Below are 24,933 nucleotides of genomic sequence, written 5' to 3' on the forward strand. Positions count from 1 at the left end.
GCCGTGGTTGACTATTCAATACGCCAGTCAATGGCGCTTTTTCCCTGCTTTAGCAAGTACTCATTGGTCATGGAAAAATGACCGCAGCCCAAAAATCCACGGTGTGCTGACAGAGGCGATGGGTGGGGTGCTTTTAGCACCAGGTGGCGCTGCGTATCCACCATCTTGCCCTTTTTTTGTGCATGACTGCCCCATAACAGGAACACCACGCCCTGAGTATGGCGGTTAATCTGTTCTATGACTTTATCGGTAAACCTTTCCCAGCCAATTTTGGCATGGGAATGTGCGTTACCCTGCTCCACCGTCAGTACGGTGTTGAGCAACAACACACCCTGTTGGGCCCAGCTCTGAAGACAACCATGAGCCGGTAGACTGAATCCGTCAACATCACGGGCCAGTTCTTTATAGATATTCACCAATGAAGGAGGCGGTTTTATCCCGGGCTGTACGGAAAAACACAAGCCATGGGCCTGATTCGGCCCGTGGTAAGGATCCTGGCCAAGAATAACCACTTTGAGCTGATCCAGCGATGTCATTTTAAACGCATTAAACACCTCACTCTGCGGCGGATAAATCACTTTACCCGCTTCGCGCTCCCTACTCACAAAGTCGATGATCTGCTGAAAATAGGGCTGCTGTTTTTCCTCGCCCAGTATCGCCTGCCAGTCCATTACCCCTTAACCAGCTTATACAGATGCTTTTTCAAAAGTTCATAATCACAGGCCAGCGTTTCAGACAGCCCTTCTTTACTGGCACATTCCGCCAACTCGGGGGGCAAGCTGATCGGCTGACCCAACACATTTTCCACCGTATCACGGAATTTCGCCGGATGGGCCGTGCCCAGGAAGATACCGGTCTGGCCGGCTTCTAAAACCCGCTCCAGCGCCTTATAGGCAACCCCCGCATGAGGTTCACTGACATATCCCAATGCGGCAAGCTGACGCATGGCAAGCTGAGTGTATTGCTCATCCACCATGTCGGCGACCAGCAGTTCCTTATCCAGATAACCAAATTCAAACAAGGCTTCGATACGCGGCCAGTTGTTCGGCTGACTGACATCCATGGCATTAGACAGGGTTGCAACCGTTGGATTAGGCGCCCAGTCACCATTTTTAAGATAACGGGGAACCGTGTCATTAAGATTGGTAGAGGCCACAAACCGGGTTACGGGCAGGCCCAGCACCTTGGCAAACATACCGGCGGTGAGGTTACCGAAGTTACCGCTAGGTACAGAGAAAACCAGGTTGGAGCGATCTTCGAGCTGAGAAACAGCCTCGAAGTAGTAACAGATCTGCGCCATCAGACGACTGATATTAATGGAGTTGGCCGAGTTTAAATGCAGCGCCTTGCGCGCTTCTTCATCATTAAAGGTACTTTTCACCAGTTGCTGACATTGATCAAAGTCTCCTTCGATGGCAACCGTGTGGATATTCCCTCCCAGCGTGGTGAACAGCTTTTCCTGTAAGGTACTGATTTTGCCTTTAGGAAAAAGAATCACCACGTCGATATTATCCAGACCATGAAAAGCATGGGCTACCGCCGCACCGGTATCACCGGAGGTGGCCGTCAGAATGGTGATCTTTTCGCCCTTGGCCACTTCCGCCAGACACTGTGCCATAAAACGGGCACCGAAGTCTTTAAACGCCAGTGTCGGTCCATGGAACAGTTCCAGGCAATAGATGTTGTCGTCGACCTTCGCCAGTGGAGCCGGAAAATCGAAGGCTTCAGACACCATTTGCGCCAGCCGCTCACGGGGGATTTCATCACCGATCAGACGATGCAGGATTTCTGCACTACGCTCTGCCAGGGGCATTGCCAGCAATGCGTCAATATCTTCAAAGGTCGGCAGTTGGGCGGGGAAAAACAAGCCCTGATTCTGCCCCAGGCCTTGCTTGACGGCCTGGCTGAAACTCACTTTTTCATCGGGTTGCTTTAAATTGAAAAGTTGCAAACTTACACCTTATTCGCTGTCGACCCTTGCGGATCCAGTTGACATATATGGCTGAACCCATCGCTATTCTGAATATAATGGGTACTCAACCACTGGTTGATTTTTTCTGCCGTGGCCAGATTATCGGTAACGGCGAAGACCGTTGGACCAGAGCCTGAAATGCCGAAGGCCAGCGCGCCTTCCTGCATAGAAAAAGAACGGGCATCGTCAAACCCGGGCAACAGGGCTTTGCGATAGGGCTCGGCGATGACATCCTGCATCATAGCGGCCGCAAGTTTACGATCACCGCTGTGCAGAGCATGCACAAACACCCCCAACTGACGGCCAAAAGTGAGGGTGTCAGCCAATCCTACCTGCTGAGGCAGAATGCGCCGGGCCTCGGCTGTAGAGACCTTTATACCGGAATAACAGGCCACCCAATACCAGTCGTCAAACACAGGCAAATTCAGTGCGATTCTGTCGGCTTGCTCCGCCATCAATACCAGCCCGCCCAGATAACATGGAGCTACATTGTCATAATGCACCGAGCCGCTGATCTGTCCCTCCAGCTCGCCCATCATCAGTAGCATCTGCTGCTGATTGAAATGCTCCCCGTAAAAGGCATTCAGGCCATCCAGTGCCGCCACCACGGAACTGGCGCTGGAGCCAAGTCCGCTACCGATGGGCAGGTTTTTATATAATAACATGGAGCAGGGCTCAAGCTCATGGCCCTGCTCCCGTGCTTTTTCATGGTAGTGGTGGTAGCACTGGGTAAGAATGTTGTCCTCAGCGCGGGTCGGCAATTTGTGTGCAAACGCCCCTTTTACCCCAAGACTAAAGGCCGTGGCAGGCCGAATCTCGACTTCATCACCTAACAGGCTGCCATCAAGGGGTTTAAGTGCCGCGCCGAGCAGATCGAAACCCAGGCTGACATTGCCGATTGACGCCGGCGCATAGGCCCTTACCGGTGCCTTTGACATCGACCCCGCCATTATTCCTGCTTCCACGGCATCGTGCGCAGCACATCTGCAAACACACCGGCGGCAGTCACTGCTGCACCTGCACCGTAACCACGAATAACAAAAGGGATGGGTTGGTAATAGTGGCTGTGAATGGCCAACGCATTCTCTCCATCTTTCACGACAAACAGCGGGTGGCTGTTGTCCACCGCCTGGATCCCCACTTTACATTTTCCTTCTTCTATCGTGCCCACATAACGCAATACCTTACCGGGATTCTCAGCCAGTTGCTGCTTATACAGTGCATCCAGCTGCGGCAACCTGGACAGAAATTCGTCCACGGAGCCGGTGTCATCAAAATCTTCAGGTAAAATAGACTCGATTTCAATATCTTTAAGTTCCAGTTTAAGACCGGCTTCTCGGGCCATAATCAGCAGTTTTCTGGCCACATCCATACCACTGAGATCATCACGGGGATCGGGCTCGGTGTAGCCTTTTTCGCGGGCGATTTTGGTCGCCTCGGAGAGACTCAGGCCCTCTTCAAGTTTACCAAAGATATAAGACAGTGAACCGGATAATATGCCCTCGAAACGGGTCAGTTCATCACCGGCATAGAGCAGTTTTTGCAGGTTTTCGATAACTGGCAAACCTGCACCAACAGTGGTTTCATATAAAAACTGGCGTCGGGTCGACTGCGCCTTTTCGCGCAGCGCAGCGTAAAAATCCATTCCCGCAGTATTGGCTTTCTTGTTCGGTGTTACAACGTGGAAGCCGGCTTCCATCATGTCCAGATACTGGTCGGCAACACTGGTACTGGTAGTGCAGTCAATAATTACCGGATTGATCAGGCTGTTGTCCTGTACAAAGTTTTCCATTACCGCCAGAGAAAAAGGCTGTTGGCGCTGCGCCAGTTGATCACGCCAGCCATTTTTCAGGTCGATACCGCCGGGTTTTAATAACATGCCTTTACTGTTGGCAATACCATACACCTGCAGATTAATGTTGCGACTTAACAGTTGCTGCTGCTGACGTGCAATTTGCTCCAGCAGCTCGCTGCCCACTGTGCCGCACCCCACTAAAAAGGCATCAATGGTATGTAAGTTGGAGAAAAAGTTCTGATGCACCACCTTGACGGCCTCCCTGGCTTTACGACTCTCAATAACAGCCGAAATAGAACGTTCTGAAGAACCCTGCGCAATGGCCACAATGTTGACCCGCGCTTGTGCCAGCGAGCTGAAAAAGCGCGCCGCCAGACCTTTCGCCTTGCGCATGCCATCACCCACCAACGTCACGATGGCCAGAGATTCACGCATCTCAATCGGCTCCAGCAACTGGTTAGCCAGTTCCAGCACAAACGCCTCTTCAAGCAGATGCTTGGCACGCAATGCGTCTTTGGCATGCACACAAAAACTGATGCTGTATTCAGAAGATGACTGGGTGATCAGACTGATCGATATATTGGCATTGGAAATCACTTCAAACACACGACTCGCCATGCCCACCATGCCTTTCATGCCCGGGCCGGCAACGTTAAACATGGTGATATCAGACAGGTGCGATATACCTTTTACACTGGTCCAGGTGTCGCTGGCCTCAGTGCTGATCAGCGTACCCGGTGCCGCCGGGTTCAGGGTATTACGGATTAAACAAGGGATATGGTACTGGGCGATGGGGCCGATGGTTTTGGGATGCAGGACTTTGGCACCGAAGTAGGACAGCTCCATGGCCTCCTGATAGGTCAGCTTATCCAGCAGTACCGCGCCTTCAACCTGATTAGGATCGGCGTTATACACCCCATCTACATCTGTCCATATTTCACAGCACTGTGCATCAATGCAGGCGGCCAGTATTGCGGCGGAATAATCCGAACCGTTGCGCCCCAGGGTGACCTTTTCACCCTTTTCATTGACCGCCACAAAGCCCGGCATGATTAGCATCTGCTCACCATTTTTCGGTACATTGGTAAAGCGCGCACGACTGGCAGCCACGTCGGCGATACTGTCGAGGTAATCCCCTTCAGCAATCACATAGTCGACCGGGTCTATAATCTGGTTACTGACTCCCATCGCACTGACAATCGCGCTGAAGATATTCACACTGACATATTCACCAATGCTCAGCAGCTTTGCAGTGACCGCATCAGGGCTACAGTGAATCAACGCAATGCCTTGCAGGCTTTGCTCAAGTTCAGTGAGCTTTTCGTTAATCAAAGTGTGCAGCGGGGCTGGCTCAAAGCTATCCAGACGACTGTCCAGATCATTAACGATGCCGATCAGCGTCATGCTCAGTTTTTCAAACAGTTCCTGCCAGGGCTCACCGGCTACGGCCTGTTCCACCAGCAATGACAGCGCATTAGTGACACCTTTGGGCGCAGAAAGTACCACCGCAGCACCTTTTTCGGTGTGGGTGTGCAGCACAATATCCCGAACTTTAAGATAGCGCTCGGCATCGGCTAACGACGAGCCCCCAAATTTCATCACCTTCATATGCTGCTCCTGTTACTTGCTCTGATAATTAGTATCCAACCTGTAGACCGGATAGAGATCTCACCACACCCGTTCAACTGGCATCCGCTCGGCTCCCGGCTGCCCATCCGTCCTGGATATCGTCGCTCCTGCTCATCCCTGATCTCGCGACATACCATCCGTCCTGGATATAAAAAAGCCCGCTTCCTTTTGGGTCGCGGGCTTGGTGTTCTATTCGTTGCGCACTAGCCAGCGACCGCCTTGGTAAAGGTGGTAATCATCATAATAATGGTGGTGCGGCTAATCATTTTCATGGCTGTCAATTTGCCGTATAGACGTCTATATGTCAATACGCAATTTGTTTGATTTAAGCATAAGATAGATTTTCTTGCATGGCGCGCTGCTCGCGGTACAGCCCGAAATCCGTCAAAACCTGCTGTAGCTGCTCAGGACTGACCGGCTTAGCAATAAACGCCAGTGCGCCTAACTGCATCACCCGCTCTCTCATTTGTGGCTGAATGTCACCGGAGATCACAATCACGAAGACCTCCAGTTTCTCCTGACGTATGACCTCAAGCACTTCAACACCATCCATTTGTGGCATGGTCAGATCCAGTAACAGTAAACCATAATGCTGTTGCCTGAGCAGTTCCACTGCCTCAACACCGTTGCTGGCAAAGGTCACAGAGGTATCCCAGTCGTCCGGTAACGCCCTTTTTGCTGACTTTCGGGCCAGCAACGAATCATCACAAATTAAAATTGGAAATCCCATCTGCAACCTTCCCCTGTTATTCTTCTTTTATACGTTCACTGTTTCTGGTCGGAGTGATTTTGTCATCACCTAATGTTGCACAACTTGCCTATCAAATCCTCAAAGGATTCGAAAAGAGCTTTCGCTGGTACAGCCGTATCACCGGTGCCGCCCAGCAACGCTTTGAGCAGGCACAATGGGAAGCCGGTCAAAAGGCCGCCAAAGAGCGCATCGCCATCTACGATCAGAGTCTGGCCGAAGTGGTGGCGCAAATTTACCAGCAACTTCACCCCCATCTGCAGGATAACCCCTTCTGGCGAGAGCTGAAGCAGCACTACCTTAAACAATTGGATGACCACCCGCAATTTGAATTAGCTGAAACTTTCTACAATTCCGTGATTGGGCGGTTATTCCGGCATCAGAAAATTGATGACGAGATTATGTTTGTGCTGCCCAGTCGCTGCTACCTGCCCGGGCAGGTGCGTCATAATGTGATCAATACCTTTGATGCCCGAGGCACCATTCGCGCCACCCTGGAGGAGATCATCAGGGCCTATCCGTTTCAGCTGGACTATGCCGATAAAGATCGCGACCTCACCCGCCTGGAAAACTATCTGCGCGACACCTTCAGTACCCGACAACTGGCCAGCATTCAGCGCATTGAAATGCTGCAACCGGTGTTTTTCCGTAGCAAGGCGGCCTATCTCATCGGACGCATGTGCAGCGACACAGAGGTAATTCCCTTTGTGATCACACTGATGCTCAACTCTCAGCGTCAGTTATATGTGGATACCTTACTCACCGCCCGACGTGATCTGAGTGTACTGTTTGGCTTCGCCCGCTCTTATTTTATGGCCGACACCCAGTATCCGGCCGAGGTCGTGGCGTTCTTACAAGAGCTGATGCCCAACAAAAAACACTTTGAGCTGTACATATCACTGGGTTTTTACAAGCACGGTAAAACCGTGTTTTACCGTAACTTTCTTCAGCATCTTGCACAAAGTGATGATCAGTTCGAAGCCGCCCCCGGTATTCGCGGTCTGGTCATGGCGGTGTTTCACCTGCCCTCGTACGGCGTGGTGTTCAAAGTGATCAAGGATGAGTTTCCAGAGAGTAAAAAAATCACCCGGGAACAGGTCAAAGCCTGCTACAAGCTGGTGAAGATGCATGATCGTGTGGGCAGAATGGCGGATACCCACGAGTATATGAATTTCCGTTTACCCAGAGCACGGGTCAGCCCAGAACTGCTTGCAGAACTGCAGGAAGTGGCCGGTAGCAGCATTGACGTCACGGATGAAGAGGTGATGATTAAACACCTTTACATCGAACGGAAAATGACGCCCCTTAACCTCTACCTTGAGCAGGAGACTGACCCCGACAAGATCCGTCATGCACTTGATGATCTTGGCCTGTGTATCAAACAAATCGCTGCAGCAAATATTTTCCCCGGCGACATGCTGCATAAAAACTTTGGTATTACCCGTCACGGCCGGGTGATTTTCTACGACTACGATGAAATCTGCTATATGAGTGAGCGTCAGTTTCGTAACTTGCCAGCAAGTGATGATCCCTACGCACTGGACACCCTGTCAGTAGGACCCGATGACGTTTTTCCGGAGCAGTTTGAACACTTTATCGTCGGCAAGAAAGCGCTCAAGGAACAGCTCAAAGCGCTGCACCCTGAGCTGATGCGGCCGGCCTACTGGCGCAGTATTCAGCAGGAAGTGGCCAGCGGCAAGCTCAAAGATGTGCTGCCCTACCCCGAATCACAACGCTTTAATAAGCGCTTCCCAGAGCAGCAAGATTGAGCAGGCAAAGGCCACCAGCCATACCAGACTGCGAAGCTTATCCCAGTCGAGCAGATAAAAGGCGTGATACAACACCCTGGCCACCACGAAAGTAACCGCCAAACCAATGGTATAGGCTGAGAAAAGCTCCATGACCATCACCATGATCGCGCCGGGCATAAACATCAACAAGGCTTCAAAGGCATTCTCATGACCTGCACGTGCCCGTGCACCGAATCCGGTCAGACTAGCCTGCTGTTGTCGAGGTAAGCGGTTGTCATATCTTCCAGTTTTGGCCTGGGCAATGGCCAAAGGTGCCTTTGCCAAAATCGGAAGTACGGTGGCGATAAACAGACAGAGCAAAATACTGTACATTGGCAGACCCTGATCATTGGTAAAACGTTAGCTTAAACCCCGTGAAGCAACAATACGAGAGCTTGCTTGAACAAAAACTGGGGATCTGCACCCCTTCACCGGTGCAACCTCTTCATCTTGACTGGCCGGGCAGCGACAGGTTGCACCTGTTCGTTAAGCGCGACGATCTGATTCACCCTATCATCAGCGGCAACAAGTGGCGAAAACTCAAATACGCCCTCAGTGATGCTGTTCACGACGGGGTCAATGAGGTGATCAGTTTTGGCGGCGGACATTCCAACCATTTGCATGCGTTGGGTTACGCCTGCATGAAACTGGGCATTCAACTAAGAGCGATGGTGCGAGGTGATTACCGCGAGCACCTGACGCCGACTCTGACCGATCTGCAAAACTGGGGAGCACAGCTGCATTTTTTGAGTAAGGCGGAATATCAACAACGCAGCGACCCGGCTTTTTTGCACAAATACCATCACCAATACCCCGACGCCCTGCTCATTCCCGAAGGTGGCAGTCAACAACAGGCGCTGGCAGGTGTTGCTGAAATCTATGCTGAACTGACACAACAGGTGGATGTCATTATGACACCAGTTGGCAGCGGGGGCACACTGGCCGGCCTGATCCATGCCAATGCGGCTGTGGAATTAGTCGGTGTGGGCGTACTCAAAGGTGAAGGGTACCTGGAACAACTGGTCACAGATCTGTTGCCGCAACCCTCCCATCAGCGCTGGCAGATTTTGCACCGGTTTCATTGTGGAGGCTACGCCAAAGCCACACCGGATTTACTCCGGTGCTGTGAGGATGTAAAGCAACAATGTGGCTTCCAGGTAGAGCCGGTATACAGCGGCAAACTGTTTTTTGCACTGGCACAATTACTCAAAGAGAACTACTTTAGCGCGGGTAGCCGCATTCTCATCCTGCATACCGGTGGACTGCGACAATGACAACTTGTGCTAACCTGACTATACCTGTTAGCTCAAAATCAACATTAAGGGAATACGCATGAAAAAAGTACTGCTCGGTTTGGTCATTATTATCGCTGTGATTGCAGCAGGGGTGACGTATATGGCCTCAAATCTTGATGAACTGATTCGCACTCAAATGGAAACGCAGGGCAGTGCCACCCTGAAAACACCGGTCACCGTGGATGCGGTGAGTGTGGCGCTCAAAGAAGGCAAGATCACCATCAGGGGCGTAAATGTGGCCAACCCTGAAGGTTATTCCGAGAATCGCGCATTTAACCTGGAAGAGATTAGCCTGGATGTGAAACTTTCTGCTGAGGAGCCCTACACGGTGGAATCACTGGTAATCGACCAGCCCACAGTACTCTATGAGGTGGACGCCAGCGGCAAAGGCAACTTAATGGTGCTCAAAGACAATGTTCAGGCCAGTATGCCCAAGCAACAAAGCACGGAACAAACCGGTCCTAATCCTCTTGTGGCAGTGGAGAATATCAGTATTCGCAACACCCGCCTGATCATCGATTTTGAGTCGATGGATCTGCAAGGTCTGAATATTGAGGATTTACAGCTGGACAAGAAACGCTATGAAGTGACCTTACCCACCTTCAGTTCAGATCCCGTCGGCGTGCCCAATGGATTACCCGCTGACCAGGTAGGTAAAGCGATTCTCGACAGCATGTTGAGTAACCTCAATCGCCAGGCTAAACAAAAAGCCAAAGACCTCATCGAGGCCAAAGCAAAAGAGAAAATCAAAGAAAAAGTCGATGAGAAAAAAGAAGAGCTGAAAGAAAAAGCCAAGGACAAAATCAAAGATCTGTTTAAACAGTAAGGTATTTATGCAGCAAAGCCTGGCCGACAACCACAATGTCGGTCAGGCCTGAGCTGATGTATAGACTGTTTTGAGCGATCTACAGACAGTCAGCACTGTTTACTCATTTACACTGATTTTAACAATAGCGGACAGTCGATTTTTGTACACTATTTGGTTTGTTATCACGCTCGACTTACCTAAATTATTGCAACCTAGTGCGTTCTCCAATTTATTATTACCAAATGGGTAAAGTCATTCATGCTTGTTTAACGCTGCAACCTGCGTAGGCCGTTACACTACTTAATAAACGGATTGGTATTTAACTCATTCAACTTGTGTTTATTGTGTCAGGTTTATTTACAAAATTTCATTTCGAAAACGCATAAAAATCAGTAAGCCATTGTTTTTACTTAAATATAAATTAGCGGTGTGAATTTTGCTTAAAGATTTAACATTAGGCAGTAATTTCTTTTCTTTATTAATTCTCACACAATTCCGTGGTGAGTTTTTCTTAAATAAAAATCCTTATTTCAGGAATACACCCGCCAATTGTGGGCAATTTTAAGTACAAACTTAGGAAGATTTAACATGAAAATAATAAAATTAACTTGCGCATTGTTATTGAGTGCTTGGGTGTCATCGGCAAATGCTACGCTCATTTTCGATTTCTCGTTTACGGATATCCTAAATGGTGGTGGGGTCATTTCAGGCGAAATTTTAGGTTTAAGTGACAACGCTACTGGAGCGGCGTCGAGCTTACGGATCCTTGCTAATTCAGGCGGTTTTGGCGTTGGCGAATACGTCGGCAACCCATCATTAAATTCATTCACGGTGGTAAACGGCGTGCTTACGAATGTTAGTTTTGTGTCTTATGGCAGTAATAACGCCGCCCCAGATATTGTTGATTCATCATTTTATTGGAAAACGTTGGAAGGGATAGGATTAACTAATAGTGATTTTTTCGTTTCGGCGGATCCGCGTTCGTCAGCAAGTTTAGCGATTTCACTTCGGAAGGTTAATGTCCCGGAACCCGGAACGGTTATTTTATTGTCGCTGGGTATAGCAGGCTTATTTGCATCCCGATACAGAAAAAATTCTTAATCGGTTTTTCTACTAACCCTGCATTTGCCCATCGTAGCCAGCGGGTAATATAGTCATCACGCATCGCGGCTCTTTTGGGAGCCGTTTGCTTTTGCTCCCTCTCTATAAATAAAGTGTGCTGACGTGCTTTATTAACCGCGTTAGTTATCGTTTTTTCTGCCAGTCCCAAGTCTGGCAGGTCAAATAGATAACCCACAAAATTGTCAGGAACAATTTTGAACAGCTTTAGCTGGCCCGAAGGATGGAAGGCAGGATGCCTGAAATAAAAAAAACAAATCCCTTTTTAATACGCCCAATAAAGGTCTTATTCTGCGCTTGTTCCACTTTTAATTGGTTAAAGTGTTGATTGACTGTTTTCACCCCTTTACGCAGGTGCCAGCGAGTTTTAGCTAATACAATGACGTCATCCATATAACGCCTATAAAAATAACGAGTGTCATCTTCCATCTGTTTATCTCAGGATTTTAAGTAGTAAGCTGCGATAACCGGTGATAGTGAGCAGCCTCTTGATATACCGCAGGTAATGGATTTAAACGTACCGCCTCTTTCCACCGTACGTTTTATAAATTGCACAAACAAGCGCCATATAAAAGGGTCGGCAATGTCTTTATCCAGTTGTTTGAGCAATAGCGTATGGTCAATCGATTGGTAGTAATGTTTTACATCGGTTTTCATCACGTAGGGATAATCGTGCAGTGCTGCGTGGACATCGTTAACTGTAGCCTTTAATCCACCATGCCCTTTGATAGGGGCACAGAGAGGGGATAATGCCAAAGCATCCGAGAAGGCCATCGCTAGTATTTTTAATACCAAGGCATCTTTGCAATGTCGTGCCATTAGCCTTGGTGACCATACTCAGAGGCATAAAGGTGTAATCTTGTTTGTGGAGCGACTTGAGCAGTTCCTGTCGAGCGTTCTGCCAATGAAAATGCTGGTGTCAAATGTCGCCATTGGCAGGAAAGTTAGCACACTGCTTACACAACCATAAATAGGCTGTATCGATAGCGTCCTCAGTAAAAACATCTTTAGCATCTAGCATGGTTCAAGCATAGCTGAATGGCAGCGAAGGGAACAAACTTAGGTTGTTTTTAGAAAGGCTGAATGACTCCTGTTGGCACCTCGCCGACAGCCAGACCCGGTTAAACTCAGGAAAAGCAAAGTGTTGGGTTGTACCTGTGTCGGGTCGCTTTAGCGGGCGATGCTATAGCTTACAGATGACGTTGAACAAAGGCGTCCAGTTCCTCTGCGTCATCACTGGCGAGCAAGGGAATACTCAGAATAGGCTGAAAACTTTTGTTGATGGTGTCTTTAAACAAGGGGCCCACTTCACAGGCGATGGCGATGCAACCGTTCTCACTGGCCAGCTGATAGGTCTCTCCCAGTGCTTGCATGGCGTCATTGGTGACCGCAGCGACATTTTGAGGGTGTTCGAATAAGACCCAGCGCGATAAGGGCTGGCACGCATCCAGGACCCCTCGCTGGTAACGTAATAATCCTGGCCGGTTAAAACTGCCCACCGGCCAGGTGTGTAGTACCACACCCTTGATTTCGACTCTGAATTCGCCGTGTTCTAACATGGCCGTTCCGGCTTATTTTATTAATCTGAGTGCAAATGGTACGCGGAAAAGCTTGCCTTCATAAGCGGCCGCAGCCCCCATAACGCAAAAGATCAGATGGCATAGCGCAATAATCGGGAAGAGTATTGCACCAATCAGAACAAAGGTCAGAATGGTGGCGACCAGATACGCAAGGCCGGCGGTTATCGACCAGTTCAGGGATTCTTTTGCCTGATCAAACACATAGGCATCTTCTTTTTTGATCAGATAGAGCACCAGGCCGGGTACAAATCCGAAAAAGATGGTGCCGATCCAGTTCAACAGGGCCAGGTTTTTTGAGTCCTGGCTGATACCCGTTGCATCAATTTTAAGAGAATCAGACATATTCACTCCTTGTATGTGAGGACACCCCATCAGGGATATTCTCCAACTTTATCTGAGGTTTCCAGAAAACACTAATAAGACCAGTATGTTATCCTGAATACTCATTATTGCGACAGCACTTTAAAGACATCCCCCACCTTAACCTGATTCGCCTCAAACCAGCCCTGATTCATTTCCCAGGCATATGTTGCTGGCTGTTCTGTGCCCACTGGCGTCAGATCATGGGGCTGCATAGACTTAATCACCAGTATCCGCCCGTCCTTATCTGCAAACGCCACATCCAGTGGGATCAGGGTATTCTTCATCCACATTGAAAGTGGTCGCGGCTGAGAATACACAAACAACATGCCACAGTCTTCACATAGCGTCTCGCGGTACATCAGGCCGCGGCTACGCTGCTGCGGCGTCTCAGCCAGCTCAAGGGTCAGTTCCTGCTTGCCAATCTGGATGGCGACCGTACCGAACTCTAGCGCCTGTACTGATAATCCCACCAGCAAAGGTGCCCATAGCAGCAGTTTGTATAATCTCGTCATGATTCACCTATTCAGGGACGATTGCGGCCCAGTCGGTCATGACTGGATACCCAATGCCCGGCGATAACCGCACTGGCCAGTGAAATATCGCCTGCTAATACCGTTGCCGCCACGATTTCAGCCAGTTTATTCGCCTTACCCTTACCATAGCAATCCATCAGATTGAGACATTCCCTCTGGGTAGGTAAACCTGTGCCCCCGCCATAGGTGGCGACAATCAGTGAAGGCAATGTCACCGACATATACAAGTCATCATTATCCAGCAATTCGTGAGAAAGATGACCGGCATGAGACTCCACCACATTGGCTTCATCTTGTCCGGTAGCAATAAACAACGAGGCAATACCGTTGGCGGAATGGGGACCGTTATAGGCCGCCCCGGCTATCCTGGCACCGGTATTCGACATGACCGCGGCCTTTGCCATCATGCGTGTATCGGTATGCAGCATGCGTCTGACCACATCTTTTTTCAACACCGCTTCGGCAATCACCCGACGACCACGGGAATGAATCATATTCAGATGAGAATGTTTTTTGTCTGTGTCCATATTGCCCGACAGCAGATAATCGCAGGGAATCGGGGAGTTTTCTTTAATCCATTCACTGGCCACCAGTGTGGCCTTACTCACCATATTCTGCCCTGCCGCATCTCCGGTGGTGTAGTTAAACCTCAGATAACGGCTTCTGGCCACTGACCATTGTTCAATATGCATCAGTTTAGCCACGCTACTGGTACTCTCTGCCACAGCAGCGATATGGGAGAAGTTATCACTCACCCACTGACCAAAGTCTCGCGCCTGACGAGCATTTTCAAATAAAAATGCCGGAGCGCGCTGCATAAACTGCTCCACCACGGTGGTGGTCACGCCGCCACATTCATTTAAAACCCGCATCCCGCGGCTATAACTGGCTACCAGAGTGCCTTCGGTGGTTGCCAGCGGCACATAAAAGTCACCTTTAGCGTGCTCACCCTCAATGTGAATCGGTCCGGCAATGCCTACCGGCATCTGCACTATGCCAATAAAGTTTTCAATATTGCCCGGCAGCACACTGGGATCCAGGGTGTACTGCCCCGTCAGCTCCAGAGGCTCTCCCGTTTGCTGGTGCAAAAATTCACGGCGCTCCTGAGCTGATTCGGCGCTGTAGTCATTTTTTCTGTCTCTGGGGATTTTAGGGGCTTGGGTGTCTTTCATTGTGTGTCCTTTTCTTATTGATGGCGTCAAACCAGTTTCTACCTTAGCAAGTTGACGAAAAGATACCTAAGGCTATTTCATCTTCTTGAGGTGAAGGTGGCGACATGACTAACGTCTTTTCCAGATAAAGCATTTTCCAGGCCATTACACCCAAATCAGATGGCGATATTGTGACAGTAGCCCGTTATCTGTGTCGGAGGCGGTATACGGGGTGGCTTTTCACGGTATGTGCGCTGTTACATTGCACCTTTTTAGTGCAAAAAAAGGATTTTATTACGCCTGTACGGGAGACCATTTCTCAGTACTCACTACAGCGGCGCGAAGAAAAGATGAGAAGAGAAAAGAAGAAAAAAGAGTTGAATCACGAGGCAGCATAAAAAAGCCGGGACATGCCCGGCTTGATTAACACAAAAGAATGTCGCTTACGCCACGTTCAGGGTGGGTATGATTTTTTCTTTCGCGTTGGTCTCCGCTTTCTTGAACTCATCCATGCGGTCAAAGTTCAGATAGCGATAAACATCCGCAGACATGGAGTCAATCTTACTGGCGTACTGCAGATATTCCTCAGCCGTTGGGATGCGTCCGATAATTGCACCCACCGCAGCCAATTCTGCAGAGGTCAGGTACACATTCGCGCCATCACCCAAACGATTGGGGAAGTTACGGGTAGAAGTAGACAATACCGTACTGCCTGCAGCCACCCGTGCCTGGTTACCCATACACAGTGAACAGCCGGGCATTTCTGTGCGCACACCGGCACGGCCATAGATATTGTAGTAGCCCTCTTCCATCAGCTGTGCCTGATCCATCTTAGTGGGCGGCGACATCCACAAACGGGTGTTGAGCGGATCTTTATTCTGCTCAAGCAGTTTACCTGCCGCACGGAAGTGACCGATATTGGTCATACAGGAGCCGATGAAGACTTCATCCACCTTATCGCCAGCCACTTCAGATAAGGTTTTGGCATCGTCCGGGTCATTCGGACAACAAACAATCGGCTCTTTGATCTCATCAAGATCAATCTCAATCACTTCGGCGTACTCGGCATCTTTGTCGGCGCGCATCAGTTCAGGGTTAGCCAGCCACTCTTCCATTTTCGCAGCACGGCGCTCAAGGGTACGGGGATCGCCGTAGCCTTCGTTAATCATCCAGCGCAGCATGGTGACGTTAGAGCGCAGATATTCCGCTACAGACTCTTCTGACAGGTTAATGGTACAACCCGCAGCAGAGCGCTCGGCAGACGCATCCGACAACTCAAAGGCCTGTTCCGCAGTGAGATGCTCAAGCCCCTCAATTTCCAGGATACGGCCAGAGAACGCGTTCTTTTTACCCTTTTTCTCAACAGTCAGCAGGCCGTTTTTGATCCCGTACAAGGGAATGGCATGAACCAGGTCACGCAGGGTAATGCCGGGCTGCATCTTGCCTTTGAAGCGCACCAGAATCGACTCTGGCATATCCAGAGGCATCACGCCCGTTGCTGCAGCAAACGCCACCAGGCCGGAACCGGCGGGGAAAGAAATACCCAGCGGGAAGCGGGTGTGCGAGTCACCACCAGTACCCACGGTATCGGGCAGCAGCATACGGTTCAGCCAGCTGTGAATAATGCCGTCGCCAGGACGCAGAGAAACACCACCACGGTTCATAATGAAATCGGGCAAGGTGTGCTGCGTGTCGATATCAACCGGCTTAGGATAAGCCGCAGTGTGACAGAATGACTGCATGGTCAAATCGGCAGAGAAGCCCAGGCACGCCAGGTCTTTCAGTTCATCACGGGTCATCGGACCGGTGGTATCCTGCGATCCCACTGTGGTCATGCGCGGCTCACAATAGGTGCCAGGACGGATACCCTCAACCCCACAGGCACGACCCACCATTTTCTGCGCCAGCGTGTAGCCTTTGTCAGAATCGGCTGGCTGCTCTGGTTTACGGAAGAAATCCGCTGGCGGAAGGCCAAGAGACTCACGGGCTTTTTCCGTCAGACCACGTCCGATGATCATATTGATACGACCACCCACGCGAACCTCGTCCAGGATCACTTTCGAGTTGTACTTGTACTCTGCCAGTACTTCACCGGTTTCGTGATGTTTGATCACGCCTTCATGGGGGTAGATGTCGATTACATCACCCATTTCCATTTTGTCTACATCGGCTTCAAAGACCAGTGCACCAGCATCTTCCATGGTGTTAAAGAAAATAGGCGCCACTTTAGAGCCAAAGCAGATACCGCCGCTGCGCTTGTTCGGCACTCCAGGCATATCTTCACCGAAATACCACAGCACCGAGTTAGTGGCGGACTTACGTGAAGAACCTGTTCCGACAACATCACCGATAAAGGCAACCGGATAACCTTTGGCTTTGATTTCTTCGATCTGCTTAAGGGGTCCAACTTCGCCCTGTTTTTCAGGCTTGAGACCATCGCGCTCCATTTTGTACATGGCACGTGCGTGCAGCGGAATATCAGGACGTGACCAGGCGTCAGGCGCCGGGCTCAGATCATCGGTATTCGTCTCACCCGTGACTTTGAATACAGAAACGGTAATTTTTTCTGCCAGTTCTGGTTTACTGGTGAACCACTCGGCATCTGCCCAGGACTGCATAATATCTTTGGCATACTCGTTGCCCGCTTTGGCTTTTTCTTCCACATCGTGGAAGGCGTCAAACATCAGCAAGGTGTGCTTTAATTCTTCAGCGGCCTGCTCTGCCAGATCCTTGTTATCCAGCAGTTCCACCAGCGGCTCAATGTTGTAACCGCCATGCATATTGCCCAGCAACTGTACGGCAGCATCCTTATCGATCAGCGGAGAACTGTCTTGTCCGCGCACGATGGCGGCCAGAAAGCCCGCCTTCACATAGGCGGCTTCATCCACACCCGGGGGAACACGTTCGGAGATCAGTTCGAGCAGAAATTCCTCTTCGCCTGCGGGAGGGTTTTTCAACAATTCCACCAGGCCGGTAACCTGTTCGGCATTTAATGGCTTAGGGGGGACACCTTCAGCGGCACGTTCAGCAACGTGTTGACGATATGCTTCTAACACTATGTGGTCCTCTTGATTGACTGCACCTGACAACTCAGGATTGAAGTATCTGTGCAGGGATAGATAAATTAAACCCGCTGATTATAAGTGTTTAAAACGCAAAATTAAATTTTACCTGGGTTTAGATCACTTATAGCCAATATAAATAAGCGTGATGTTGTTTAAAAATTGATAAAAGCGGTGAATAAGATAAGAACCATTCTCAGTTATCTACGCTGAGCAAGCCGCAATTACTCCTTTGTCGCCTGCAAACTGTTTAGCTTCGCGTAGTAAAGGTCCCGGGTTTCATCTGTATAGGTGGCTTGGATAGCATTTTCCATCGCCCCCACTGCAGATTCTGTTTTACCCAGTCTGAAATAGGACCGGGCCAGACCCAGGTGTGGCTGCTCCATATAAGGCGCTATCCTCTCTGCTTTCCTGAACAACCGCACAGCCAGCGCATATTTTTGGTTGCTAAAAGCCTGTTCTGCCAGTTGCAAGAATTTAAATGGATTATTCTCATCAACATCGCCCAGCTTGCTTTCAATTTTCTCTGCTTCGGCAATTCTGTTTTGCCGGCGCAAAAGGTGGCGGTAGTTATCCAGCAAGTCCAATGATTCGGGTGCATAATTCATCGCATACTCATAGATGTGCGCGGCAAGATCTTCTCGCCCCGCTCTGCGGTAAACCACGGCCAGGGTATTCAGACTATGTGGATCGAGCGGTGCAAACTCCAGACCTTTGTGGATAAGTCCATTGGCAAGAGCCAGATTACCTTCAGTCAGTGCATTAGCCGCCAGGTTACGATAGTACATTGAAATGAAGTTCTGCCTGTCCACCTTCGTGCCGTAACGATCACCCCTGCGCGGGAAATAGTCGATGATCAGGGCCGGTTTACTGACGTAGATAAGATTTTGTTCAGGCACAAAATCAGGATCGTACAAAATCGTGCGGACATGGTGAGATACCGTTATCAGGTTGTTTTCCAGCCGATAGACCGGTGCCGCATTCACCCTTTGATATTCAAACTCAATATCCGTTAATTCCGTAAAGGCGGTGGTCATGATGGCTAAAGACAGGCAGTTACCGCTGTTGGTATCAACGGCATCCTGTGCAACTAATGTATCACCTTTATAATTAAAGCCGTGTAGCTTGCGCTCAAGATACTGAAACACACGGCGATGCCTGGGCACATGGCTGTAACGTGGATCGTTGTAGTAAACAAGAAAGTCATGTTTCTGCGCAGGCGTTAAATAAAAAATATCCTCTACCTGAGGAATATTCTCTACCGGCTCAAAAATTTCAAATCGCGGCATTGGCGTAATTTGTTCTTCGGCAACCTCAGGGGATGGGGCCGAAGCGCATCCCCAGAGCAGCGAGAGTCCCATGAGGCCAATGATAAATTTTGCGTAAAAAGGATTCATCCGTAATTCCCACACCATAATTAACCGAAGCCCCAAGCTACCATCAAGTTGTTAGCGCTGCTACTTTTCCTCTATTAACGTAGGCACAATCATACCTGACCCAAGGAGCAAGCATGTCGCCTGATTAACATGGCTAATCAGACTTAATCATCCTCTTCAAACGCTTCTACCAACGAGCGGAACTCTCTTAAACGGGCACGCACGCCATCCAGTTCCTGTAAGGTACTTTTCGCCAGACCAAGGCTTTCTACGGATGATTCAGAGATGGTATCCACGCCGCTTTTTACCTCACCTACTGCGGAACTATGTTGTTCGGATGCCACGGCAATCTGTGTCATACGATCATTAATATCTTCAATGCCTTCCCTGACCTGACTGATCTCCTCGCGTAACTGGTTACTCAACTGACCACATTCTTTGACCAGTTCGCCTTGTCGCTCCATCTGCTGCTGCCAGCTTTTTACCGCCTGGCTCATCGAGCCCATACTTTTCTGCACTTCATCGACAGCGTTTTGCGTGCGTTGAGACAAGGTACGCACCTCATCCGCCACCACCGAGAAGCCTCTGCCTGTATCACCGGCTCTTGCGGCCTCAATCGCGGCATTCAGTGCCAACAGGTTGGTTTGTTCAGCAATACCGTCTATCTGCTCGGTCACCTTCGCCACTGTGTCGGCATTTTTTACCAAGGTATCGGTTGCCTCCTGGCTTTGCTCTACCATATCCACCAGCTGTGTAATGCGTTCAGAACTCTGGTTCGTAAATTTATTGGCGTCCTGTGTTTGTTCTTTTACCGCTTTACAGGCGTCCGAGGACTCCGAGGCATTGCGTGAAATTTCATCCACTGTGGTTCGCATCTGCTCCATGGCCGCTGCTATCTGATCGAGTGATGCGCGGGATTGCTCTGAATTACTGACCGTTTCTTCTGAGTGTTTACGGGTCGCCACCACGGCTTCATCAATAACTGCTGTGCCTCTGGCGAGGCGGCTGGTCATGGCTTCAATAATGCCATCCTTGAGCACAGACTCATACGCTAACGCTGAGTCCTGATGTTCAGGCGCATAAATCTGATGTTGAGATTGACAGTAACGGGCCTCCAGCGGTTTACCCAGAATACTTTGTTGCTGCCGGCTACGTGTTGACCAATAAACAATGCCAATGGCAATAGCGCCGGGAAGCAGCACCCAGGGACTGACCAATATGCCAGTGACCACAAACAACACAGCAAGCAGCACCATCATCAGGATATTTTGCTTCAAACTGACAGCCTTCAGCCCCCCACGATATATGGCCTGAGCCCGGTCACTCAGTTGTGCCTCAGCCGGGGTGGCCAGCCATTGACTGCCATTTTGTTTCCCATTTCGAAACTGCGGTCTGACGAGCACATCTAACCATTCGCTGCTGCCTTTTGTATCCAGTGGAACAATACCTCGCCAGGCAAACCCGGCTTGCAATGCCTGCTGTATTTCCTGCCAGATAGCGTTTGGCAACTGTCGAAACAGGCTTTTCCCGTCACGCCCCTTAAGCGCCTGTTCCTGTGCTCCCATCAGCTCACACAGGTCCTGATTGGCGGCCCTGAGTTTACTGTCACTGCCCAGAGCAAAAACAATACTGGTCTGATGATTCGCGCTGATTGATGACATAAGAGTTCCCTGCGAAGATGTGGGTAAGAGAGATGTGTAAGATGGTCTGGAATAGTATGAATTGAACCAGACCTAACATGTCGCAAACCTGATATTGAGTTCAGGCTGGTATAGCGCGGGTTCAGGAACTCCCTCCCCACTTTACTGTTTGAAACGTTACCCGCTATTTAGTAAGAAAGACTAGCAATAATAATGCATTACGCAAATTGAGGCGCAAATCTGAAACAGCAGGTGTCACAGCCCTCAGAACAATTCGGGATTCATCAGCGCCAGCAGTTTATGGGCATCCATTTGAGTAAATTTAACGGTATCCTGCACATCCTGTGCTTCCAGCTTCAGCTTTTTCAGTGCCACTGGCGACAGTAAACTGTCTGTTTGGTAGCGATTATCTACCATATGCAACGCCAGTCGCACACTGACATGACCAATCGCCAGATCTTTACCACATGCGCTTTTGAGGTCGTCATGCATATGCTCAATGATATAGCTGAATTGATTCGGCAGTTGCCACTGCTGCAAAATCAGCGCTGAGCATTGTGTGTAGGTAAAGCCGAGCAAACGCTGTTGCCGCTGCCAGGGCAGCTCATCTTTGTCATATTGCGCGCAATCGGCCACCAGCTCAGGCTCATTGGCAGCCAGTACCAGTTCGCTGAGCTGGTGCAGTAATCCGGCAACAAAGTATTCATCACTGCCTCTGACTTTGGCGTCCCGTGCCAGGTGCTTGGCAGCCAGACCGGCATACACACTCTGCTGCCAGAAACGGCGCAAATCTACCACATCGTTGGCGAAATGCCGGAACGCAGAGCTGGCCGTTTCTGCCAGCGCGAGATTATACAGTGCCTCTCCACCAATCACATTTACGGCTTTGGCAATAGAGTTAACCTGAGCAGGAAAGCGAAACAGCGCACTGTTAGCAAGCTTGAGTAATTTTGAACTTAAAGAAGGATCCAACGCGATCACATCTGCAATATCCGCCGCGTCTGCACTGGGGTCGTCCAGCAGTGAACGGATCTTGGAACAGCTCTGTGGCAAAGCAAAAGATTGCCCCGCATACCTGGCTACTTCTTGTGCACTTCGCATTCGTTCTCACTCCCCAAAAACAAGGATTCTTGCTGCATTTCCTGTTGTGGATGTAGGGACTGCGTCGCAAGTTCTGCTTTTCGTTTACGCCTGTTGCAGGCCTTAATAATACGTCTTTTCACACTGGCATCCAGTTTGTGCCAGTAAAGTCGCTCGTCTCTGGAACGATAGCAACCCAGACAATACCCGGTTTTACCTGATTGGCACACGCCAATACAAGGACTGGGGATGTCAAAAAACTCGAGTTGTTGCATTGCTATCCAATCATCTTCTAATCAGCCCCGACATTATACGATCTGCAAAAGCCAAGACCCACCCCCCTGTGTCAGCAATCAGCACAGACAACCGAGGTTGATCCATATCAACCGGTAAGGTCCGGGCCGTGGCTATACTCGGTCTCAACGTATCAGCATACCTGAATGTTCCCTGATATTGTGGTAATCATTTTAACAACTATAGATTGCTGGGGTAGAGTATGAACAACAAGCCTGCTTATGGTGGCACGATCCGATGAAGAAAGCGCACCTTCTTAAAGCCATGGATATGGGTATTAATACCCATCATGAACCTGTTATCTATATGCGGGAGGATTGTGAAATATGCCGCTCGGAAGGTTTCAGTGCCAACTCACGGTTACAGCTGGAATACGCTGACAGCAGTATCATCGCCACGCTTAATATCGTCGATAATCCGGTATTACCAAAAGGCTATGCCGGCTTATCCAAGATTGCCCTTCAACGCCTGGCCATTCAGGCCGGAGACACCATTGACATCAAGCAGGCTCCGGTCGTGTCATCCCTGGCTGCCGTCAGGAAAAAGATTTTTGGTAACCGGCTGAGTCTGGACGATTTTACCGGCATCATTACCGATATCAGTAACCACCGTTACAGTGATATCGAGATAGCCAGCTTTCTCAGTGTCTGTGCAGGTAGCCGTCTCAATCTTGAGGAAATTATCGGTCTGACTCTGGCCATGGTCAATTCTGGCAAGCGTCTGAGCTGGCCGGAACACAAGCAGGTGTTTGATAAACATTGTGTCGGTGGATTACCGGGCAACCGCACAACCCCTATCGTTGTTTCCATTGTCAGTGCGGGGGGATTGACTATTCCTAAAACCTCTTCCCGTGCCATCACCTCTCCGGCGGGTACAGCTGATACCTTAGAGACCATCACCCACGTCAATCTTTCTTTGGCTGATATGCAACGGGTGGTTTCGCAAACCGGCGCCTGTCTGGCCTGGGGCGGCGCCGTCAGTCTGAGCCCCACCGACGATTTGCTGATCCGCATAGAGCGCGCGCTGGAACTAGACGGCGAGGGACAACTTATCGCCTCCGTCTTATCGAAAAAAATCGCTGCCGGATCGACCCATGTGGTCATTGATGTGCCAGTGGGGGAAACCGCCAAGGTGCGCAGCCATACTGATGCGCAGCGGTTGATTGACCTGTTTACTCAGGTCGGTGAAGCTTGCGGGTTGACGGTACGCTGCGTCTTAACCGATGGCAGTCAGCCTGTTGGGCAAGGTATCGGCCCCGTGCTGGAAGCCCAGGACTTGCTGGCCGTATTGCAAAACAAGCCAGACGCCCCAACAGATTTGCGTGACCGAGCCTTGTTACTCTGTGCTCACCTGTTTGATCTGGCTGAACAATGCGGTCAGCAAAAGGGTCTGGAAAAGGCCACTACGATACTCGACAGCGGCGCGGCCTGGGAACAGTTTCAACGGATCGCAGAGGCTCAGGGGGGATTGAAGACACCAGGTAAGGCCCGCTATCGGCATACAGAGCGTGCATCTCGTAACGGCATGCTCAATGCTATCGATAATCGTCAACTTGCCCGATTGGCAAAGCTTGCCGGCGCACCATCCAGCGCTGAAGCCGGCCTTTTTTTACACACAAAAGTCGGTGAGATGGTGACCACAGACAGTCCGGTTTTTACCCTGCATAGCCAGTCCAAAGGTGAGCTGGACTACGCTCTTGCCTATTATCATCAGGCCAGTATTTTCAGTATCAAGGATACCCAATGAGTTTACACACGCCCCCGGTTATACTTTTTTGTTTGCCGCAGCATCCCTTAGCGAAGCCACTGACTCAGGCACTTAATGCAGAAACCGGAGAGCTGGATACGCGCCAGTTTCCGGATGGAGAAAGTTATCTTCGCATTACCAGCGAGGTGTCCGGAAAAGACTGTGTTGTGGTCGCCGATCTGAGCAATCCGGATGAAAAGTTTCTGCCGCTGATCTTCCTGACAGAGACCCTGCGCGAAATGGGTTGTCGAACCGTGGGCCTTGTAGTGCCTTATCTGAGTTACATGCGACAGGATATTCGCTTTCATTCGGGGGAGGCGGTCACGTCACGCATCTTTGCCAAAGCCCTGTCACAACACATAGACTGGCTCATTACCGTCGATCCCCATTTACACCGTTATCATTCGTTGCAGCAGATTTATACGGTGCCCTGCACCGTCATTCAGGGAGCGCCCGCGCTGGCCTCCTGGCTCAGTAACCGACCATCACTTTTACTAGTGGGCCCGGATGAAGAAAGTGAGCAATGGGTCAAGGCCATCGCGCAGGAAAGCGGACACAGTTACACCATCGGCGCCAAGCAACGCTTTGGTGATGAGGATGTGGCCGTTACCCTAGGCGATCTGAGTCAGCATCAGGGTAAAACGGCTGTGATCATTGATGATGTGATTTCCAGCGGTCAGACAGTGATTGAGACCATCAGTGCGCTGAAAAAGCAGGGCTTTGAAAGAATAGACGCCGCCGCAGTGCATGGTATTTTTGCCAATAATGCAGACCGGCTGCTGCATCAGGCGGGTATTGATAATCTCATCACCTGTAACACTGTAGTACACCCCTCAAATCAGCTGGATGTCACGCCATTGCTGGTGCCGGCCATCAGAGACAGTATGGGTGGCTGCTGACACGGCCCATTGATGCAAAGTAACGGCCCGGGTGGATAATGCCAGCCGGGCCG

General features: G+C 50.1%; 23 protein-coding genes. 6 read left to right on the forward strand and 17 right to left on the reverse strand.

Features of this window, described 5'->3' with window-relative positions; translation table 11 throughout:
• Positions 1-11: 11 nt before the first annotated feature.
• From ung to CCY32_RS07230, 5 genes are all read right to left on the reverse strand, one after another.
• The gene (ung, locus tag CCY32_RS07210) at positions 12-671 is read right to left on the reverse strand and encodes a uracil-DNA glycosylase (RefSeq protein WP_088329923.1); all 660 of its coding nucleotides are present in this window, start codon (positions 669-671) and stop codon (positions 12-14) included.
• Positions 671-1,951 (reverse strand): threonine synthase, encoded by a 1,281-nt coding sequence (gene thrC, locus CCY32_RS07215; protein WP_088329924.1) that lies wholly within the window; start codon positions 1,949-1,951, stop codon positions 671-673. Before thrC ends, ung begins: the two co-directional genes overlap by 1 nt.
• Before the next feature lie 2 nt (positions 1,952-1,953).
• Positions 1,954-2,922, reverse strand: a complete 969-nt coding sequence (thrB, locus tag CCY32_RS07220) for a homoserine kinase (RefSeq protein WP_246840554.1) — start codon at positions 2,920-2,922, stop codon at positions 1,954-1,956.
• The gene (gene thrA, locus CCY32_RS07225) at positions 2,922-5,375 is read right to left on the reverse strand and encodes a bifunctional aspartate kinase/homoserine dehydrogenase I (RefSeq protein WP_088329925.1); all 2,454 of its coding nucleotides are present in this window, start codon (positions 5,373-5,375) and stop codon (positions 2,922-2,924) included. The genes thrB and thrA overlap by 1 nt, the downstream gene beginning before the upstream one ends.
• A 346-nt stretch (positions 5,376-5,721) precedes the next feature.
• Positions 5,722-6,126: a response regulator gene (locus CCY32_RS07230; RefSeq protein ID WP_088329926.1), complete on the reverse strand. Its 405-nt coding sequence runs from the start codon at positions 6,124-6,126 to the stop codon at positions 5,722-5,724.
• 59 nt (positions 6,127-6,185) lie between these two features.
• Between CCY32_RS07230 and aceK the strand changes: the two genes are divergently transcribed.
• A complete protein-coding gene (gene aceK, locus CCY32_RS07235; protein WP_088329927.1) occupies positions 6,186-7,913 on the forward strand; it encodes a bifunctional isocitrate dehydrogenase kinase/phosphatase in 1,728 nt (575 codons plus the stop codon).
• Here the strand turns inward: aceK and CCY32_RS07240 are convergent.
• Positions 7,872-8,267, reverse strand: coding sequence for an MAPEG family protein (locus CCY32_RS07240; protein WP_088329928.1), 396 nt, complete (start codon positions 8,265-8,267; stop codon positions 7,872-7,874). The two genes, aceK and CCY32_RS07240, sit on opposite strands and share 42 nt — an antisense overlap.
• A gap of 41 nt (positions 8,268-8,308) precedes the next feature.
• Here CCY32_RS07240 and CCY32_RS07245 point away from each other — a divergent pair, with 41 nt between their 5' ends.
• From CCY32_RS07245 to CCY32_RS07255, 3 genes are all read left to right on the forward strand, one after another.
• Positions 8,309-9,208 carry a pyridoxal-phosphate dependent enzyme gene (locus CCY32_RS07245; RefSeq protein ID WP_246840555.1) on the forward strand — a complete coding sequence of 300 codons (900 nt, stop codon included), beginning with the start codon at positions 8,309-8,311 and terminating at the stop codon, positions 9,206-9,208.
• 58 nt (positions 9,209-9,266) lie between these two features.
• On the forward strand, positions 9,267-10,055 hold the full coding sequence (locus CCY32_RS07250; protein WP_088329930.1) for a hypothetical protein: 789 nt from the start codon (positions 9,267-9,269) through the stop codon (positions 10,053-10,055).
• A gap of 570 nt (positions 10,056-10,625) precedes the next feature.
• A complete protein-coding gene (locus CCY32_RS07255) occupies positions 10,626-11,138 on the forward strand; it encodes a PEP-CTERM sorting domain-containing protein (protein ID WP_088329931.1) in 513 nt (170 codons plus the stop codon).
• Positions 11,139-11,363: 225 nt separating this feature from the next.
• Here the strand turns inward: CCY32_RS07255 and CCY32_RS07260 are convergent, their stop codons facing one another.
• The 11 genes from CCY32_RS07260 to CCY32_RS07310 all read right to left on the reverse strand — a co-directional run bounded on the left by CCY32_RS07260 (position 11,364) and on the right by CCY32_RS07310 (position 22,216).
• Entirely contained in the window at positions 11,364-11,585 is a 222-nt protein-coding gene (locus CCY32_RS07260) for a hypothetical protein (protein ID WP_088329932.1), read from the reverse strand.
• Between the two features lie 9 nt (positions 11,586-11,594).
• Positions 11,595-11,975, reverse strand: a complete 381-nt coding sequence (locus CCY32_RS07265; RefSeq protein WP_088329933.1) for a reverse transcriptase domain-containing protein — start codon at positions 11,973-11,975, stop codon at positions 11,595-11,597.
• A gap of 371 nt (positions 11,976-12,346) precedes the next feature.
• Positions 12,347-12,715, reverse strand: coding sequence for a hypothetical protein (locus tag CCY32_RS07270; protein ID WP_088329934.1), 369 nt, complete (start codon positions 12,713-12,715; stop codon positions 12,347-12,349).
• Between the two features lie 12 nt (positions 12,716-12,727).
• Positions 12,728-13,078 (reverse strand): DUF4870 domain-containing protein, encoded by a 351-nt coding sequence (locus tag CCY32_RS07275; RefSeq protein WP_088329935.1) that lies wholly within the window; start codon positions 13,076-13,078, stop codon positions 12,728-12,730.
• A 104-nt stretch (positions 13,079-13,182) separates the two neighbouring features.
• Entirely contained in the window at positions 13,183-13,611 is a 429-nt protein-coding gene (locus tag CCY32_RS07280; protein WP_088329936.1) for a DUF192 domain-containing protein, read from the reverse strand.
• Between the two features lie 11 nt (positions 13,612-13,622).
• Positions 13,623-14,804, reverse strand: coding sequence for a hydroxymethylglutaryl-CoA reductase (locus CCY32_RS07285; RefSeq protein ID WP_088329937.1), 1,182 nt, complete (start codon positions 14,802-14,804; stop codon positions 13,623-13,625).
• Positions 14,805-15,226: 422 nt separating this feature from the next.
• Positions 15,227-17,839: a bifunctional aconitate hydratase 2/2-methylisocitrate dehydratase gene (gene acnB, locus CCY32_RS07290; RefSeq protein WP_088329938.1), complete on the reverse strand. Its 2,613-nt coding sequence runs from the start codon at positions 17,837-17,839 to the stop codon at positions 15,227-15,229.
• Between the two features lie 230 nt (positions 17,840-18,069).
• Positions 18,070-19,242, reverse strand: coding sequence for a hypothetical protein (locus CCY32_RS07295; protein WP_088329939.1), 1,173 nt, complete (start codon positions 19,240-19,242; stop codon positions 18,070-18,072).
• A 143-nt stretch (positions 19,243-19,385) separates the two neighbouring features.
• Positions 19,386-20,882 (reverse strand): methyl-accepting chemotaxis protein, encoded by a 1,497-nt coding sequence (locus tag CCY32_RS07300; RefSeq protein WP_088329940.1) that lies wholly within the window; start codon positions 20,880-20,882, stop codon positions 19,386-19,388.
• A 243-nt stretch (positions 20,883-21,125) separates the two neighbouring features.
• Positions 21,126-21,962 carry an HDOD domain-containing protein gene (locus tag CCY32_RS07305; RefSeq protein WP_088329941.1) on the reverse strand — a complete coding sequence of 279 codons (837 nt, stop codon included), beginning with the start codon at positions 21,960-21,962 and terminating at the stop codon, positions 21,126-21,128.
• Positions 21,941-22,216, reverse strand: coding sequence for a DUF1289 domain-containing protein (locus tag CCY32_RS07310; RefSeq protein ID WP_088329942.1), 276 nt, complete (start codon positions 22,214-22,216; stop codon positions 21,941-21,943). Before CCY32_RS07310 ends, CCY32_RS07305 begins: the two co-directional genes overlap by 22 nt.
• Positions 22,217-22,472: 256 nt before the next feature.
• On the opposite strand from CCY32_RS07310, the gene CCY32_RS07315 reads away from it, so the two are divergent.
• On the forward strand, positions 22,473-23,981 hold the full coding sequence (locus tag CCY32_RS07315; protein WP_088329943.1) for a thymidine phosphorylase family protein: 1,509 nt from the start codon (positions 22,473-22,475) through the stop codon (positions 23,979-23,981).
• Positions 23,978-24,880 carry a ribose-phosphate diphosphokinase gene (locus CCY32_RS07320; RefSeq protein WP_088329944.1) on the forward strand — a complete coding sequence of 301 codons (903 nt, stop codon included), beginning with the start codon at positions 23,978-23,980 and terminating at the stop codon, positions 24,878-24,880. Before CCY32_RS07315 ends, CCY32_RS07320 begins: the two co-directional genes overlap by 4 nt.
• Positions 24,881-24,933: the final 53 nt, after the last annotated feature.

Origin of the sequence: Lacimicrobium sp. SS2-24, from assembly GCF_002201535.1 — a bacterium.
Lineage (GTDB): Bacteria > Pseudomonadota > Gammaproteobacteria > Enterobacterales > Alteromonadaceae > Lacimicrobium.

Bases quoted from the DNA above. Each gene is read 5' to 3' on its own strand.
- thrA (WP_088329925.1), bottom strand. From the start codon at position 5,375: ATGAAGGTGATGAAATTTGGGGGCTCGTCGTTAGCCGATGCCGAGCGC.
- CCY32_RS07305 (WP_088329941.1), bottom strand. From the start codon at position 21,962: ATGCGAAGTGCACAAGAAGTAGCCAGGTATGCGGGGCAATCTTTTGCT.
- CCY32_RS07270 (WP_088329934.1), bottom strand. From the start codon at position 12,715: ATGTTAGAACACGGCGAATTCAGAGTCGAAATCAAGGGTGTGGTACTA.
- CCY32_RS07280 (WP_088329936.1), bottom strand. From the start codon at position 13,611: ATGACGAGATTATACAAACTGCTGCTATGGGCACCTTTGCTGGTGGGA.
- CCY32_RS07320 (WP_088329944.1), top strand. From the start codon at position 23,978: ATGAGTTTACACACGCCCCCGGTTATACTTTTTTGTTTGCCGCAGCAT.
- CCY32_RS07255 (WP_088329931.1), top strand. From the start codon at position 10,626: ATGAAAATAATAAAATTAACTTGCGCATTGTTATTGAGTGCTTGGGTG.
- CCY32_RS07250 (WP_088329930.1), top strand. From the start codon at position 9,267: ATGAAAAAAGTACTGCTCGGTTTGGTCATTATTATCGCTGTGATTGCA.
- CCY32_RS07230 (WP_088329926.1), bottom strand. From the start codon at position 6,126: ATGGGATTTCCAATTTTAATTTGTGATGATTCGTTGCTGGCCCGAAAG.
- CCY32_RS07315 (WP_088329943.1), top strand. From the start codon at position 22,473: ATGAAGAAAGCGCACCTTCTTAAAGCCATGGATATGGGTATTAATACC.
- CCY32_RS07265 (WP_088329933.1), bottom strand. From the start codon at position 11,975: ATGGCACGACATTGCAAAGATGCCTTGGTATTAAAAATACTAGCGATG.
- CCY32_RS07295 (WP_088329939.1), bottom strand. From the start codon at position 19,242: ATGAATCCTTTTTACGCAAAATTTATCATTGGCCTCATGGGACTCTCG.
- CCY32_RS07260 (WP_088329932.1), bottom strand. From the start codon at position 11,585: ATGGAAGATGACACTCGTTATTTTTATAGGCGTTATATGGATGACGTC.
- CCY32_RS07285 (WP_088329937.1), bottom strand. From the start codon at position 14,804: ATGAAAGACACCCAAGCCCCTAAAATCCCCAGAGACAGAAAAAATGAC.
- CCY32_RS07240 (WP_088329928.1), bottom strand. From the start codon at position 8,267: ATGTACAGTATTTTGCTCTGTCTGTTTATCGCCACCGTACTTCCGATT.
- CCY32_RS07300 (WP_088329940.1), bottom strand. From the start codon at position 20,882: ATGTCATCAATCAGCGCGAATCATCAGACCAGTATTGTTTTTGCTCTG.
- CCY32_RS07310 (WP_088329942.1), bottom strand. From the start codon at position 22,216: ATGCAACAACTCGAGTTTTTTGACATCCCCAGTCCTTGTATTGGCGTG.
- thrB (WP_246840554.1), bottom strand. From the start codon at position 2,922: ATGGCGGGGTCGATGTCAAAGGCACCGGTAAGGGCCTATGCGCCGGCG.
- CCY32_RS07275 (WP_088329935.1), bottom strand. From the start codon at position 13,078: ATGTCTGATTCTCTTAAAATTGATGCAACGGGTATCAGCCAGGACTCA.
- ung (WP_088329923.1), bottom strand. From the start codon at position 671: ATGGACTGGCAGGCGATACTGGGCGAGGAAAAACAGCAGCCCTATTTT.